Consider the following 16,550-nt stretch of genomic DNA (forward strand, 5'->3'; position numbering starts at 1 on the left):
AATTAAATAATCCTGGCGCTTCGAGGACGGAGCCCCCGCTCCGCATGAGCACCTACGCCGCGGTGGGTTGGCTACTCGTCCTCGCCGGGACTGGAAGGGGCTTAGACAAAGACGGCTTTGCACTCACGCTCGCGGGGGAGTGCCCCCTCTGCGGCGCCGGGGCGCCTTGAGGACGGAGCCCCCGCTCCGCATGAGCACTTTCGCCGCGATGGGGTGCCTGAGCTGCGGAAGGTTCCGCCCCTGAATGACGAACTGTGAGGCGCAAAACACGACGCAATGCCATACTGAAACCATGAAGATCCTGCACACCTCCGACTGGCACCTCGGCCGCACCTTCCACCGCAGCCCCCTCACCCGCGAACATCAGCAGTTCATCGACGAACTGCTCAACTACGTGAACGCCGAAGGCATCAACACCCTCCTCATCAGCGGCGATGTCTACGACAGCACCATCCCCACCGCCGAAAGCACCACCCTGCTCGACCAGGCACTCACCCGCCTCATGCGCGCCGGCGTGCAAGTCATCCTCAGCTCCGGCAACCACGACTCCTTCCGCCGCCTCAGCTACGGCGCTGCCTTCTTCGAAGCCTCCGGCGTGCACCTACGCACCACCATCGAAGACGCCACCCGCCCCGTCGAACTCACCGACGGCACCTTGCGCGTACACGTCTACGCCATCCCCTACCTCGCGCCGCGCCTCCACGCCACCGCCCTCGGCGTCGACCCCACCCACCACGCCGTCCTCGGCACCGTCACCGACGCCATCCGCGCCGACGCCGCAGAACGTCACGCCCGCGGCGAAGGCGCCGACCGCATCATCGTCATGAGCCACGCAACCGTCAGCGACACCACCGGCAGTGACATTGCCGCCAGTGCAGACACCACACCCCGCAGCGACTCCGAACGCGACATCAGCGTCGGCGGCATCGACTGGGTACCCGCCTCCCTCTTCGACGGCTTCGACTACGTAGCCCTCGGCCACATCCACAAACGCTACCCCGTCACCCACACCATCCGCTACAGCGGCTCACCCCTCGGCTTCTCATTCAGCGAAGAACACAACCGCAATGGCGCCTACCTCATCGAACTCAACCCCGGCGAGGAACCCACCATCAGCAGCCACGAATGGGCAACCCGCGTACACATGAAAACCCTGCGCGGCACCATGGAGCAGCTGCTCAACAGCCCCGAAAACAGCCCCTACGAGCAGGGCTACTACTGCCGCATCGAACTCACCGACGAAACCCTACCCGTCGGCGCCGTTGACCGCCTGCGCAGCCGCTACGAAACCATCTCCCACTTCAGCTACCGCAGCACCCAACCCGCCACCGACAAACCCGCCGCCGCACCACCCACCCGCGACGCCGACCCCGTCGAAACCTTCGACCAATTCCACCAATACGTACGCAACCGCCCCCTCACCAGCGAAGAACGCGACGTCATCACCACCCTCAGCGACCACATCAAAAGCCACAAGGACAACGCATGATCCTGCACAACCTCGAATTCGAAGCCTTCATGGCATACCCCAAGCGCCAAGAAATCAACTTCGACACACTCAACAACGCCGGCGTATTCCTACTCAACGGACCCACCGGCGCCGGTAAAACCACCATCCTCGACGCCATCTGCTACGCCCTCTACGGCGAAACCAGCAGCGACCGCGAATCCGCCAAACTGCACTCCACCTACGCGGCACACAGCGGCACCAAACCGCGCGTGCTACTCGACGTCACCCTCCACGGCAAGCGCCTGCGCATCGACCGCACCCCCGCCTACAACAAACCCATCACCCGCGGCGCCCGCAAAGGCCAGATGCGCGAAGAAAGCGCCAAAGCAACCCTCGCCGAACTCGCACCCGGCGCCGACCCCACCGACGAAAAGGCATGGACGCCCATCTCCAGCAGCGTCGCCGAAGTCAACCGCACCATCGCCGAACGCACCCACCTGACCAAAGAACAATTCCTCAAAGTCGTACTCCTGCCGCAGGGCCAGTTCGCGCAATTCCTCAAGTCCAAGCCCAAAGAACGCAAAGAACTGCTCAAAAAGATGTTCCCCGTCGAACACTACGAACAGCTCTTCGCCGCACTCACCGAGGAAGCGAAAACCGCCCAGCAGGAAGTCGCCCAGGACGAAAACACCCAGCGCGGCTACCTCGAACGTGCCCGCGCAGAAATGCTCGCCCTGCAGGCACTACTGGACGCTGTAGATACGGATGCTGAGGGCACCGATACCGAGGGCTCTGCTGTTGAAGGGGCTGTGGAGGCGGGGGAGGAGCCGGAAAACCTCACCGCTGAGAGTGTCACCGCCGAAACCCTCGACGCATGGGTCGCCGGCGGAGCAGAACGCGCCCGCGAAACCTCCGCACGCGAAAAGCAGGAACAGCAGCGCCTCACCGACGAAGCCGACCAGAACACCCGCCTGCTCGCCGAACGCGCCCAGCTGCAGGCCGACTGGCGTGAATACGAGCAGCTCTGCGAGCGCCGCACCCGCCTGACCGAACGCGCCGATGAGCACAAGGCGCAGCGTGAAGAGCTGGGGCAGGCGCGTGCCGCCGCGCCCCTGCACGCACAGTACACGCAGGTCCACGCCGAATCGCAGGCGCTCGCCGCCCGCCAACAGGACCAGGCGGCGTGCGCATCCGCGCTGGATGAGACTGGTCGCGCCCTGCTTGCGGCACTGCGCGATGAGGAAACCGCGGAAGAAGTCACCTTCCCCGAGGAGACAACCTTCGCCGCGCTCCCTTCCCTTGAACCCGCCGAGCAGCAAACCCAGCTCGAGGCGCTCCTCGACACCCTGCGCGCCCTGCAGAAGAAGGACGCACAGCTTACCGACGAGGAAGCCGCCGCAGCCACCCTGCTGAAGCAGGCTAACGCCCTCGAACAGGACAAGTCGCGTGCCGAAAAGACCCTGAGCGACCTGACCGCCGCCGCCGAGCAGCTTGCCGAAGAACTCGCCGGCTACAGCACCGCCGACGAGGAACGCACCCTCGCCGCGCACCTGGTCACCGAGGCGCAGCAGAAGCACGATGCCGCCCAGCAGATGCAGCAGAAGCTGGACGCCGCCTCCGCCGCGGTCGCCGCTGCCCAGAAGCAGAGCAAGCGCACCGCCACCGCTGAGCAGAAGGCACAGGAAAAGTGGCAGGCTTCGGCTCAGCAGGCGCTCGCCGCGACGGAGGAGTTCAAGAACCTGCAGGTGCTGCGCCTCGCCCAGGCGTCCTCCCTGCTGGCGCGTGAGCTCAAGGACGGCGAACCCTGCGCGGTCTGCGGCTCGGTCGAGCACCCCGCCCCCGCGCAGATTGCCGAGGGCGAGCAGTTGGTTGAGCGCGCCGACCTGGACGCCGCCAAGGAGCATGAAGACAAGGCTCACAAGCAGGCGCGCACCCACGAACTGGCTAAGGACCGGGCGACCAAGGCGCACCAGGAAGCCTCCGAGGCGCTCGCCGCCGCCCGCACCCAGTACGAGACTCTGACTGCTCAGGGTGAGTGCGACGTTGAGCAGACTGCCGCGCAGCTGCAGCAGGCGCAGACCCGCCTCGCGCAGGCTCAGTCGCGTGTGACGGCGCGTGACGGCGTGCTGGTGAAGGTTGAGCGGGTGCGGGTTGAGCTGCAGAAGGCTCAGGAGGCGCTACGCACCATCGAGGGCGCGGCGGTGGAAGCTCAGACGCGTCACCGTGACGCTGCGGCGCGCTGTGAGGCTACCGCGGCTGATTTGGCGCCTGCTCGTGCGGCGGTGGGTTTTGCGCAGCGTGTTGAGGCTGTGGAGGGCTACCGTGCGGCGCATCAGCGTCTGGCTCGTGCGGTGTTGCTGTTGGGTCAGGCGCGTGAGCGTCATGCTCTGGCGGCGGCGCAGGCGCAGCGCCTGTTGGGCGAGTCAGCGTTTGAGAGCGCGGAGCTGGTTCATGCGGCGGTGCGTACCCCCGAGCGCATCGACGCCCTGGAGCAGGCTGTTGCCGCGTATGAGCTGGAGCATGCCCGCCTCCTTGAGGGCTTTGGTCGTGAGGCGATTGTTGCGGTGGCGGCTCGTGTTGCCGCTGGTGAGCAGGCGCCGGATGACCTGCAGGGTGTGCGTGAGCAGGTTGAGCAGTTGCGTGCGGCAGCGCACCGTTTGGCTCTTCGTGAGGGTGAGCGGGAGAGCGTTCTGCGTTCCCTGCAGGCGCTGCGTGGCGAGTATGCGGTGTTCCGTGCGAAGACGGCGCAGCGTTATGACCGTGCGCAGATGCTGGCGAACCTGGCGGCGGCTGCCCGCGGTGACACGCTGGGCGGTTATGAGCATCAGGTTGACCTGGTGAGTTATGTGCTGGGTGCCGAGTTTGAGCGGATTCTGCATTCGGCGTCACTGCACCTGGATCGTATGAGTGAGGGCCGCTACGGCATGGTGTTCAGTGACCACCGTGCGAAGGGTAGCCGTTCCGGCGGTGGCCTGAACCTGGAGATTACCGACACCTGGACGGGTGAGCCGCGTGAGGCGTCGTCGCTGTCCGGTGGCGAGTCGTTCTTGGCGTCTCTGTCGTTGGCGTTGGGTCTGGCGGAGGTCGTGCAGGCGAATAACGGCGGCATCGAGCTGGACACCCTGTTCATTGATGAGGGCTTCGGCACGTTGGACGCTGAAACTCTGGACATGGTGATGGGCACGATTGAATCTCTGCGTGATAGTGGCCGCACTATTGGCCTGATTTCGCATGTGGAGGAGATGAAGAACCGTATTCCAGCGCAGATTGTGGTGGAAAAGGGTCAGAACGGCTCGTCGGTGAGGGTAAACTCCTAGTAGGCATAAATTCGCTTCCGGGCTGCTGTTATGGCATGTCCGGCGGCTTATTCGTGAAAGAGATGATGACCTCGACACCTCAGGACAGGGCACCGAATTCAACGTATCGTGTGGAACCTTCGGCTGATGCGCGTACTGGCGCATCCGCGCCGGAGGTTCCTCCGCGCACCATGAAGGTGGCACCCGCCTCCGATGCGCTGAATAAAATGCGTGCTTCGGGCACGGGCATTCCGACGGTTCCGGGCACCTCCCTGACGGATGTGGTGCGCAACAACGAGCACGTGTTGCAGGAGTTGCCGCCTCGCCCGATTCCGGCTGCGGATGAGATTAATACGAACGCGTCGGTGCCGGACATTTTGCGTCAGCATTGGGCGTTGTTCCTGCGCAACGGTAAGGAGCAGCGTCGTCACCTGTATGCGGTGCTTCGTGCTGAGGGTTTTGCCCGTAATGTGTTGACGATTCTGTTCCACATTCCGGCGGCTTCTTCGGCGTTTGCGCTGTATATTCTGTTGGCGAGCCACCTGGGTAGTGTGCATGATGGCGGCTACGCGGTGGCGGCGTTTACTGGCGCGTATTCGGTGCAGATTATGCTCGGCCCGATGCTGGTGCGTGCTCTGGGTTTGCGGGCGTTGCTGGCGATTACGTCGATTCTGAACATCGCTGCGGTGCTGAACATGCTGGTGATTGGTTGGCGTTTGACGGTTGACCCGAATAACGTGAGTACGACCTACCATGCGCTCTCGTGTGTTGCGATGGGTTTCACGACTCCGCCGTGGACTCCGTTTGCTCTTGAGTCGCTGTATCGCCGTAACTATCAGTACTGCGATATTCGCTTGTCGACTGCGGTGTCGTGGGGTACCACGGCGAACATGTCGATGCATCCGCTGGCTGCTCTGCTGGTGTGGCTGGGCGATGCGTACATCACCCCGAATAATGAGTACGCGGGCTTCTGGATCACGATTATTCTGGATGCGCTACTGTTCGTCGTGGTGCTGGCGGCGCCGAGGTGGCTACCGGATATTTCGCGTATTCGCATGGCTCCGCCGCAGAATCTCGTGCGTCCGAGCCGTCAGACGGTGGTGCTGATTCTTGGTCTGGTGCTGCTGGGTGCGTGCATGGGTTCGGTTGGTTCTGGTCTGCTGGGCTTCTCACTGATTCACGGTTCGATGAACCTGTTCATGGCTATGGTTGCGACCGGTACCGGCGCGCTCGTGGTGGTGGCTTTCCCCGTGGTTTTGGGTGGCCGCTCGGTGAACCCGTGGCATGGCTGGCTGGCGAGCGGCGTTCTGCTGATTATGGCGGCGCTGTACTTGCCGGCGAGCGATGATACGTCCACGATTTTCTATGCGTTGGCGCTGTGCGGCGCGGTGTTGGGCGTGGCGTTTGGTGGCCATGAGCTGTGGCTGAACCGTTCACTCAAGCATATTCCTGATGCGCAGGCGAGCTTCTTTACCCGCTCGATGCTGGGTATTGGGCTTGCGCTGGGTAGTATGTGGGGCGGCTATATGGGCGACGCCCCGTATTACCGTAATGCGTTTATGGTTCCGGTGATTATTGCGACTCTGTATTTTGCGTTGGGTCATTTGTACGGCTACCTGTGGCGTGAGGAGCATGAGGAACAGTTGGCCCCTTTGGCTGAGACGGAACGCGGCTAGTTTGGGTTGCTGCTAGTTCCTTGCCGGTAGCTTGAGCGTGATGAGCGCGCGATAAAAGGCGGATGCCCCGCCACCTTCTGCAGGTGGTGGGGCATCCGCCTTTTGTGTACCGTGCTCGGTTTGTGGTGAGCCTCGGCCTGAGAACCTCAGCGTGAGGCTGCCGGTTTAGTGACCGCGCTTGATCCATGCCGGAAGCTCGGGTGCTTCCAGGCCGATGCCGGTGCTGTCGCCGTGGCCGGTGAGGACCGCGGTGGACTCGGGCAGGGTCAGCAGGCGGGTCGAGATCGACTCGATGATGGTGTCGAAGTCGCTGTAGGAGCGTCCGGTTGCGCCGGGGCCGCCGTTGAAGAGGGTGTCGCCGGAGAAGACGACGCCTTCGCTGTTCTCCCAGCTGAGGGTGGGTGCGTAGAAGCACACGGAGCCGGGGGAGTGGCCGGGGGTGGCGAGGACCTTCAGCTCGGTGTCGCCGATGCGCAGGACGTCGCCGTCAGCGAGTTCGTGGTCGAAGTCCCAGGAGGGGTACACCATTTCCCAGAGCACGCGGTCTGCGGGGTTCAGGTAGACGGGTGCGCCGAAGCGTTCTGCCGCCTCCTTGGCGCTGCGGATGTGGTCGTCGTGGGCGTGGGTCAGCAGGATCTTCTCCACGGTGCGGCCTGCGACGGTGCGGGAGATTTTGTCGACGTCGTGGGCAGGGTCAATGATGATCACGGAGGAGTCATTGCCGATGATCCAGACGTTGTTGTCGACGTCCCAGCAGCCGCCGTCCAGCGAGAAGGTGCCGGAGGTGACGACTCGTTCAATACGTTCGCTCATCCTGCGCTCCTAGAGTTCCACGACCGAGCGCAGCACGCGGCCGGTCTTCATAGTTTCGAATGCTTCGTTGACGTCTTCGAGGCGGATGCGCTCGGAGACGAAGCCGTCCAGGTCGAGGCGGCCGAGCAGGTACTGATCCACGAATTCGGGGAAGTCGCGGGAGGGCAGGGTGTCGCCGTACCATGCGCTCTTGATGGAGCCGCCGCGGCCGAACACCTCATCCAGCGGGATGTCCCAGGTGGTGCCGGGTGCGGGCACACCCACGAGGACGACGCGGCCAGCCAGGTCGCGTGCCTCGAATGCCTGCTTGAAGGTGGGGGCGATGCCGACAGCGTCGATGACGAGGTCTGCACCGAAGCCGCCGGTGAGTTCCTTGATGGCTTCGACGGGGTCGACCTTGGAGGAGTTCACGGTGTGGGTTGCGCCGTGCTCGCGTGCGCGTGCCAGCTTCTCTTCGTCGATGTCGACGGCGATGATGGTGGTTGCGCCACCGAGCTGTGCGCCTGCGATTGCTGCGGTGCCGACGCCGCCGCAGCCGATGACTGCAACGGACTCGCCGCGCTTGAGCTCACCGGTGTTCAGAACAGCGCCCAGACCTGCGGTGACGCCGCAACCGAGCAGGCCGATTGCTGCGTACTGTTCGGGGCTGATGTCAGCGGTGATCTTGGTGCACTGACCGGCTGCGACGAGGGTCTTCTCAGCGAAGGAACCGATACCCAGTGCGGGGGTGAGTTCGGTGCCGTCCTCGAGGGTCATCTTCTGGGTTGCGTTGTGGGTTGCGAAGCAGTACTGCGGCTGGCCCTTGCGGCATGCGCGGCACTCGCCGCAGACGGCACGCCAGTTGAGGATGACCAGGTCGCCGGGGGCGATGTCGGTGACGTCATCGCCGACAGCCTCAACGATACCTGCGGACTCGTGGCCGAGCAGGTAGGGGAAGTCCTGGCCGACGCCGCCGGTGACGTAGTGGTGGTCGGTCTGGCAGACACCGCAGGTGAGGACCTTGACGAGTGCTTCTCCCTTGCCGGGGTCGGGTACGTTGATGGTGGTGACTGTGACGGGCGCGTCCTGGGAGAGGGCTACGACAGCCTTAACCTTGTGCATGGTGCTCCTTTGCTGAGGCGCGGCTGAGGTTCAACCGCAGATAAAGGTTTTTTGATACGTTCCCATTCTAAGAGCTAAGGCATACCTGATGCACCCCGGGGCTGAGCGTGAAGCCCCCAGGTGAATGTGACGTTTTATGACGTTGTAACTCAACCCGCCCGGAACCCGCGTAGCCTGCGGCTACTTACTCTGCCGCCTCCACCTCTGCCGCAAAGGCGAGCGCACCGCGTCGGAACGCGCCCGAGGTCAGTGCGTTCACGTGGTCGCGGCCGGCCAGGGAGATGAAGCGGTTGAGCGGGTTGTTGCCGCGCACCATGTCGTAGAGTTCGGCACCGTCTGCGGCGATGGTGTCCGCGTCACCGAGCACGACCGCAATGGGTGCGTGCGGATGCGCGCCCGGGTGACCCGCAGGCAAGTCGGGGGATCCGGCACGCAGGGCGGGCACGTCGAAGAACGGGCCGAAGGGAATCCGCACAAACTTCAGCAGCGCGTCGGGCTGAATGGGGGAGCCGTCAATAATCGAGGTGAAGGAAGCAATCGCCTCGTCGGTGGAGTCTGCCGCCGGGGTTTCACTATCCGCCGTGACGCTGGTTCCCTCGTGCGCTTCGAGCATGGCGCGCAGGGTGATGAGGTGGTCGTGTAGGGGCAGGCCGCCCAGGGTGAGGGATGCGACCGCCTCCGGGTGGGTGAGGGCGAGTTCCCAGCCGACGCGGGCTCCAAAGGAGAAGCCAATAACGTGCGCGCGGGGCTCCAGTTCAACGCCGAGGTCGTTCTCGGTGGCGACGGTGCGCAGCAGCTGGGCAAGCATAGTGGTGAATAGGTGCATGGGGGTCAGCGGCCGGCCCGCCGCATCAACGGAGGGCACCGCATCGACAGGGGGCACCGAATCGAACGGAATTGTGCGGCTGCGCACGCTCGTGTTGTTGGGGAGCTTACAGTCGATGGCGTGCATGGATTCGGGGTCTTTGAGGTATTCGTCTGAGTGGTAGGGCAGGGTAACAATCAGCACGGGGTATCCGGCGCGTAGGTATTGGCGGATCCAGCTGGTGCCGCCGTAGAGCTGTTCGCCGCGGGTGGCGAAGCCGTGAATCATGAGGGCGGGGACGCGGCTTTTGAGCTGCTGCGGCTGGTAGAGAGTGTACTCGAGGTCGGGCAGGGTAGTGCCGGGTGCAACAGCATTGGGTACGGCAAAGGGCGCGGGAGAGAATTCTGCACTGGTCATAGTTCTATCTTAGTGACCAGCGCAGGGTTTCTGTCCTGCGCCCTTTTCTGTCTCGCGCCCTTGATGCGTTGAGGCGGTACGCGCTCAGCTGAGCTGCCGCTTAGTTCTTCTGTGCCGCACCGGTTGAGTTATCGGTGCCCAGGTCGAAGAGCGCCTCCTGCTGAGGTTCAGCCTTTGCGCTCGCTTCTGCCTTCGCCGCGGTTGCCTCAGAAGCCTGAGTTTCGGCGGCATCGGCCTTAGCCTGCTTCTGCTGCAGCTGCTCCTTACCGTTTTCGATGCGTTCCTTACCGTCGGCAATGAGCGTGCGAATCATGGTGGTGTTGGTGTCCACCGCCTTCTGCACGCGATCCGCGATGGAGGGGCCCTTCGGCTTGGGGAGCATGCCCTGGCCTGCCGCCTGCTGCTGCAATTCGCGTCCGGCGGACATGAGGCGTTCGCGCTGTTCTTTCATCGCACGGGATGCGGTGGTGCTACGCGGCTGAACCTTCAGGTGTCCGTGGTCGTCTTCGCCGGCGAGTACCTGGCGCATGAGCATGATTTCTGCGTCCAGGTGCGCACCGAAGAGGAGCATATTGTTCATAATCCAGATGAACAGCAGCATCACGATTACACCACCAATGAGGCCGTAGGTGGCGTTGTACTTGCTGAAGTTGTTGGCGTAGAGGGTGAAGCCGAAACCGCCCAGGCCCATGCCAAAGAGTGCCAGTGCCGCACCGGGGGAGAGCTTCCACTGTTTGAAGCGGCGCACGTTCGGGGTGGCGGCGTAGAGCAGAGTGATGAGCCCGATTGCCATGAACAGGATGAGGACCCAGCGGCCGTTGAGCCAGATGAGCTTGATGAGCTCCATATCCACGGTTTCGGGTACATACCGACCGACCATGTCCAGGACGGTTACACCCAGCAGCATCATGAGCATCATGAGTACCACGAGGATGATAATCACGGTGGTGACGAAGACGTTCAGCGGCTTGAGAATCCAGCCGGGGCGGCCTTCACGCACATTGTAGACCGTGTTGAGAGCTCGACCGAAGGATCCGGTGTACCCGGAGGCGGACCAGATCGCACTGAGGATACCGGTCAACAGCACCAGGCCTGCGCCATGGTCGCCGGTAATCTGCTTGATGGGGTCTTCCATAATGGCGTACATCTGGGCGGGCGCGTTGTCCTTGAGGAAGGCGAGGATGACGGCGGCGCTTTCCTCACCGTGACCGAATACGCCCAGTAGGGAGACGATCGCCAGCAGGGCGGGGAAGATGGACAGCACGGTGAAGTAGGTGAGTGCTGCCGCCATGTCGGTGCCGCCGTTTGCGCCGAATTTGTAGATGGCACGGCGCAGAATGTAGAGAATGCTGCCCTTGGGGAAGTCGCGCAGTTTCACGCTTGCGTACTTGGGGGCCGCGGGCTTCTTCTTACGGGAGAAGAGTCCGCGTCGAGCTCCGGCGGGTACCTGGGTTGAGGAGGTGTCCGTGGAAGAGCCGGTGTGTGCAGCCAATGGGGCTCCTTGAATGAGTGGGGTGTACACAGTGGTGCGCCTATGAGCTTCAGCGTGTGGGCGCACAGAAGGGGCGAGGAGAACAATGAGCTGTCCTTCCCGCCCCTGCGGTGACATTATAGGGTTTTCTAACCCTCCCGCATTTTTCTGCGAGTGCAGATAGCTGACCTGTCGGTCAGTTAGAGAGAGTAACCGCCCAGAAAAGCCTCAAAAAAGGCTTGTCAGCTAGGGTTTAAAGCTACCTGCTGAGCCTAACTGAAAACTAGTTGTGAATACCCAGAACCTTAGCGGTGTGAGCCATGACCTCATCAGCCAGGTCGGGGTTATCGTTGAGCTTCACACCGTAACCGGGGATGAGCTCCTTCAAGCGAGGCTCCCAACCGGCAATCTTGGAGGGGAAGCACTTAGCCAGCAGGTTCAGCATAATCGGAGCCGCGGTGGAAGCACCGGGGGATGCACCCAGCAGAGCCGCGATAGAGCCGTCCGCTGCGGAGACAACCTCGGTACCGAACTGCAGGATACCGCCCTTCTTCGCGTCCTTCTTCATAATCTGAACGCGCTGGCCAGCCTCGATGAGCTCCCACTCGCCGCCAACAGCCTCGGGGTAGTACTGGTACAGCGACTCGAGGCGTGCGTTCTTGTCCTTGACCAGCTCGGAGAGCAGGTACTTGACCAAGGACAGGTTGTCGATGCCTGCGCGGGTCATCGGGTAGATGTTGTGCGGGCGCAGGGACAGCGGCAGATCCAGCAGGGAGCCCTGCTTCAGGAAGTTGGTCTTGAAACCTGCGTAGGGGCCGAACATGAGGGCGCGCTTGCCGTCCACGTAGCGGGTGTCCAGGTGGGGGACAGACATGGGAGGAGCGCCCACCGAAGCCTGACCGTACACCTTAGCGTTGTGGTGGTTTGCGGTGGCCTCGTGGGTGTTGCGCAGGAACAGGCCGGAAACGGGGAAGCCGCCGTAGCCCTTACCCTCTTCAATGCCGGACTTCTGCAGCAGGTGCAGGGCGCCACCACCGGCACCGAGGAAGACGAACTTCGCATTGATGGTCAGCGGCTCTTCCTTGTTGATGCGGTTGACGGCGTCAATGGTCCAGGAGCCGTTGGATTCGCGGTTCAGGTTGGTGACCTGGTAGCCGTAGCGAACCTCAACGCCCCTGGTCTGCAGGTGGTCAATCATCTGCTGGGTGAGGGCGCCGAAGTCAACGTCGGTACCTTCGGGGGACCAGGTTGCGGCAATGGGTTCGTTACCCTTGCGGCCGTTGACGGTCAGCGGTGCCCACTCGGCAATCTTCTCGCGCTCGGTGGAGAATTCCATGCGCTCGAAGAGCTTCTCCTTGCGGAAGGAGTCGTAGCGTGCAGCCAGGTACTTGGAGTGGTCTTCACCGAAGACCAGGGACATGTGGGGGACCGGGTTGATGAAGTCGGTGTTGTCCAGGATCTTATCTTCAACCAGGGATGCCCAGAACTGGCGGGAAATCTGGAACTGCTCGTTAATGTTCAGTGCCTTAGCTGCCGAGACGGTGCCGTCGGGGCCAGCGGGGGCGTAGTTGAGTTCGCACAGTGCCGAGTGGCCGGTACCTGCGTTGTTCCAGGGGTTGGAGGATTCCTGAGCGGCCTTGTCGAGGCGTTCGAGCAGGATAATGTTCCAGCTCGGTTCGAGTTCCTTGAGGAACACGCCGAGGGTGGCGCTCATGATGCCGCCGCCGACCAGGACGACGTCGGTTCGTTCAGTACGTGCTACCACTGAATTCTCCCTTAGGGGTGCGGGTGCCCGGCCTGGGCACAGTGAATGTGGGGTACATCATCTAGCCTACTCCTTTTAGTGGGGTTGGCATAGCCAGAATCCACAAAACGAGAGAGAGTGTTGCAGTTCACATGTTAGCTTCCCTGGAAGGTAAAAACCCTCCAGGGCACGCCAAACACACACGCAACGCAACACTCAAACCTGAACTGCCTACAACTTACGTAGCTTACCGAACAGCTCAATCGCATTCTGCTCCGTCTGATAGCCCTGAACCTCACGGCTCACCGCCACCTTCGACGTCACATTCAGCAACGGAACCGCCGGCATGAACTGACCCAACTGAGACACAACCTTCGCATACAACTCGCGCTGCGAATCCACCGAATCGGCAGAGTCCGCGGTACGAATCGCCTCCAAAATCTCAGTAAAACGAGGCGACGGCGCCACCGCCACAGCAGTAGGCGACGGCGAAGGCGACGCCGACGGGCTCGGCGAAGCAGAAGCAGAAGCCGAAGCCTCCTCCTCAGGCATCAACGGGCCCGGCGAATAACTCGGCTGCTGGCTCGGAGTCGCAGAAATCCGCACATTCGAATTCGCACCACCCGACGACGGCACATCAGAACTCTTCTTCGTCAAACCAGTCGTCATATCCGACGGCGCATTAGCAATCAACGAACGCACCTGATGCTCAGCAATCAGCGGCGCCAACACCGGACCGAAGAACGCATACGGGTCACGGTACATGCCGTAGAAACCCGCCAAGGTAATACCGCGCTCAGAAGAAACCTCACGGCTCTTCGACAGATACTCAGACCACGGCAGAGGCACCGGCTTAATATTCAGGCCCACCTCAATCAGCGAAGCCACCATCTCCGAATACACCTTCTGCGGAGTATCCATCCACGGCAGAGACACATCGGCAGGGTAGTAACACTCAATCACCTGATTGTCATACCCAGCAGTCGCCAACAGCGAGCGTGCCATATCCTGATTACGGTCCGTGTAATCCTTCGCATCATCAGCCTTAATACGGAACGACGGCGAAATCAGCGTATGCGCATCCGACGTACCCTGCGGGTAATACTGACGTAGCGCACCGCAATCCACAGCATGCGCAATAGCGCGACGCACCGAAATATTCTTCAACACCGGATGTGCCGTATTCAAACCCAAATACACGAGCGAAAACGGGTCACGGCCAGGAGTCTGATAACCATCACGCGCCAACTGACCCAGATCAGACGAATTCACCTGATCACACGCATCAATATGACCCTCCATCAGCGCAAAATAACGCTTATCCGACGAAGTGAGGGTCGAAATCTGAATCTCATCCAGCTCAGGTGCCTGACCATCAAAATGGGTATTCTTCAGCAGACGCACCGTGCCGGCCTCGAACGACTCCACACGGAACGCACCCGTACCCACCGGGCTACCCGTCAGCTTCTGATCCGCACCAAAAAGCGAAGGATCAATAATGCCAAACGCCTGCTGCGTCAAAATACGCGGGAATGCCAGAGAAGGACGCGACAGCGTCACCACCACAGAGTTACCCTTTGCCACCACCGACGAAACCAACGGCAAGAACGACTGCACCACAGAGGACTGAGCGGAATCCGACTTCTGCGCACCCTTCTTATCGCCCGGATGCGCAGCATCAGAAGCGCTCGCAGAAGCCGATGCAGAAGCAGACGCGCTCGGGGTAGCAGTCTCAGAAACACTCGCGGAAGCACTTGCAGAAGCAGACGCACTCACTGAAGCAGACGGGGTAGCCGCACCTGACGGAGACGCCTGAACAGGCGCAGGCTCCACCGCCGAAGGATCAATAGAACCCGGCTTCGGCACACCAAAACCCCACGCAAACAACGGCTGAGCAGGCACCGCCAAAGCAGCAGTACCCTCACCCGTAGCCAACGCCTGCCACCTCTGGAAATTCTGCACCACAGCATCCGCAGACAACGCAGAACCGTTACTAAAATGCGCCTCACGCAACACAAACGTATGCACCAAACGGTCATCAGAAACCGTCCACTCACTACACAACGAATCCTGAACCTCAGGATCGCCCGTGTAATGATTCGCCACCAACAACGTCTGCAAAACCTGCGCCGTCACCTGATACGTACTCGCCACAGGAAACAACGCCGGATCCAAACCCAGCGGCGCCGCACCCTGCGCAAAACGAAACACACGACGCGCATCAGCAGACGACGCACTCGCACTCGCCGAAGAACCAGCAGACGAACCAGCAGAAGACTGACCAGAACACGCAGAAAGCGCCAAACCAGCACTAAAAAGCGCGCCAAAACGCAAAACGGCGCGTCGACTCAAGCCACTCGAGCCGGCAGTAGCTCGCAGCAGCGCATCAGAACTGCCAACAGCTGACGATGCATAAGGCTGATGCTGCACGGGAGGGTCCTCTCTTCCGTCGCGGATGCTTATCTCTCAGGATAACGGTTCAACACCCAACCGGGCGAGACACACCCACCACGGCAAGGCACATGCAAGAGAACCCGCCGCCACGAAAACCGTGACGGCGGGCCCAATGTGAATGTGTGTGCGCGAGGGGGGACTTGAACCCCCACGCCATAAGGCACAGGAACCTAAATCCTGCGTGTCTGCCAATTTCACCACTCGCGCGTAGCGTCACCCCACATCCGAAGATGCATGCGTCTGAGGCAACAAAAAATTAGTGTACACCAGGAACCAAGGTTCTCCAAGCCTTAAAAGAAGCCCCCATAGGGCAAAAAGTCCGCAAACACGCCGAGCAACAGCCCCCTCAAGAAGCAGTAGAACAGCGATACGCAAACCCCAAAAAACGTGACCCTACTTCGGGTCAATACCCAAATCACGACGCAACTTCGCCACGTGACCCGTCGCACGCACATTGTACTGAGCCACAGAAACAACACCCTGCTCATCAATCACAAACGTCGAACGAATCAGGCCCTCATACACCTTGCCGTAATTCTTCTTCTCACCCCATGCACCATACGCCTCAGCCACCGCATGATCAGCATCAGACAGCAACGGGAACGTCAACGACTCCTTCTCCACAAAACGAGCAATAGCCGCCGGCGAATCCGGAGAAACACCCAACACTACGTAACCCAGCGACTTCAACGACGCCAAATTATCGCGGAAATCGCACGCCTCCTTAGTGCAACCCGGAGTCGACGCCTTCGGATAAAAATACAAAATCACCTTGCTACCCGCATAATCACTCAGACTGTGCTCCTTACCCGACGCATCAGCAAGGGTAAAAGCAGGCGCCGGGGAGCCCGGCTCAAGACGAACGCTCATCAATAACTCCTCAAAACATCAATAGAGAACAGCAGGGGAGCGGCGGATGCGCCCCACACAGTACCAAGGGCGGGCGCGCCCCGTGCAATACACCCCGTGCAATACACACAGTCTAGTGTCCCACACACCCTACCCATACAATGTGTCCAGGCTCACCTCAAATCAACTTGCGTACACCATGAAAACTCGCGTATAGTATTTTTCTGTTGCAAGGGAAACCTTGAAAAACAAATAAGCGCCTCTAGCTCAATTGGCAGAGCAATTGACTCTTAATCAATGGGTTCTGGGTTCGAGTCCCAGGGGGCGCACTTCACAGAAAATCCCGCTGATTCTTCGGAATCGGCGGGATTTTTGCATTCCCCTTGAAAAGCAGTTTTTGGGCTTGAGGAGCTTGTGTTCGGCTTTGTTTCTGATGGTGCGCGCCGCATGTTTCCTCCGCGCCTACGCAGGGGC

10 protein-coding genes and 2 tRNA genes are annotated in these 16,550 nt (G+C 61.2%); 4 read left to right on the top strand and 8 right to left on the bottom strand.

The genetic code is table 11. The annotated features are described in order from the left end of the window. Positions 1–292 precede the first annotated feature (292 nt). From HMPREF2999_RS05615 to HMPREF2999_RS05625, 3 genes are all read left to right on the top strand, one after another. Positions 293–1,489: an exonuclease SbcCD subunit D gene (locus tag HMPREF2999_RS05615; protein WP_070676782.1), complete on the top strand. Its 1,197-nt coding sequence runs from the start codon at positions 293–295 to the stop codon at positions 1,487–1,489. After that, the gene (locus HMPREF2999_RS05620) at positions 1,486–4,767 is read left to right on the top strand and encodes an AAA family ATPase (RefSeq protein ID WP_070676781.1); all 3,282 of its coding nucleotides are present in this window, start codon (positions 1,486–1,488) and stop codon (positions 4,765–4,767) included. Before HMPREF2999_RS05615 ends, HMPREF2999_RS05620 begins: the two co-directional genes overlap by 4 nt. A gap of 65 nt (positions 4,768–4,832) precedes the next feature. Beyond that, a complete protein-coding gene (locus HMPREF2999_RS05625; protein ID WP_246823090.1) occupies positions 4,833–6,422 on the top strand; it encodes an MFS transporter in 1,590 nt (529 codons plus the stop codon). Positions 6,423–6,587: 165 nt separating this feature from the next. Here HMPREF2999_RS05625 and HMPREF2999_RS05630 read toward each other — a convergent pair whose 3' ends face one another. The 8 genes from HMPREF2999_RS05630 to bcp all read right to left on the bottom strand — a co-directional run bounded on the left by HMPREF2999_RS05630 (position 6,588) and on the right by bcp (position 16,097). Continuing rightward, on the bottom strand, positions 6,588–7,235 hold the full coding sequence (locus HMPREF2999_RS05630; protein WP_005508635.1) for an MBL fold metallo-hydrolase: 648 nt from the start codon (positions 7,233–7,235) through the stop codon (positions 6,588–6,590). Between the two features lie 9 nt (positions 7,236–7,244). Next, positions 7,245–8,336: an S-(hydroxymethyl)mycothiol dehydrogenase gene (locus HMPREF2999_RS05635; protein ID WP_049354328.1), complete on the bottom strand. Its 1,092-nt coding sequence runs from the start codon at positions 8,334–8,336 to the stop codon at positions 7,245–7,247. Positions 8,337–8,520: 184 nt separating this feature from the next. After that, on the bottom strand, positions 8,521–9,558 hold the full coding sequence (locus HMPREF2999_RS05640; RefSeq protein ID WP_070676779.1) for an alpha/beta hydrolase: 1,038 nt from the start codon (positions 9,556–9,558) through the stop codon (positions 8,521–8,523). A gap of 100 nt (positions 9,559–9,658) precedes the next feature. Beyond that, positions 9,659–11,050: a YihY/virulence factor BrkB family protein gene (locus HMPREF2999_RS05645; RefSeq protein ID WP_070676777.1), complete on the bottom strand. Its 1,392-nt coding sequence runs from the start codon at positions 11,048–11,050 to the stop codon at positions 9,659–9,661. Between the two features lie 262 nt (positions 11,051–11,312). After that, on the bottom strand, positions 11,313–12,794 hold the full coding sequence (locus tag HMPREF2999_RS05650) for a malate:quinone oxidoreductase (protein WP_070676774.1): 1,482 nt from the start codon (positions 12,792–12,794) through the stop codon (positions 11,313–11,315). 210 nt (positions 12,795–13,004) lie between these two features. Then, complete coding sequence (locus HMPREF2999_RS05655; protein WP_070676772.1) at positions 13,005–15,203, bottom strand: ABC transporter substrate-binding protein; 2,199 nt, start codon at positions 15,201–15,203, stop codon at positions 13,005–13,007. A gap of 149 nt (positions 15,204–15,352) precedes the next feature. Continuing rightward, positions 15,353–15,434, bottom strand: a tRNA-Leu gene (locus HMPREF2999_RS05660). Positions 15,435–15,620: 186 nt separating this feature from the next. Continuing rightward, positions 15,621–16,097: a thioredoxin-dependent thiol peroxidase gene (gene bcp, locus HMPREF2999_RS05665; protein WP_070676770.1), complete on the bottom strand. Its 477-nt coding sequence runs from the start codon at positions 16,095–16,097 to the stop codon at positions 15,621–15,623. A 235-nt stretch (positions 16,098–16,332) separates the two neighbouring features. Between bcp and HMPREF2999_RS05670 the strand changes: the two genes are divergently transcribed. Next, positions 16,333–16,405, top strand: a tRNA-Lys gene (locus HMPREF2999_RS05670). The last annotated feature ends 145 nt before the right edge of the window (positions 16,406–16,550 follow it).

Source organism: Rothia sp. HMSC066H02, assembly GCF_001814995.1.
Classification (GTDB): Bacteria; Actinomycetota; Actinomycetes; order Actinomycetales; family Micrococcaceae; genus Rothia; species Rothia mucilaginosa.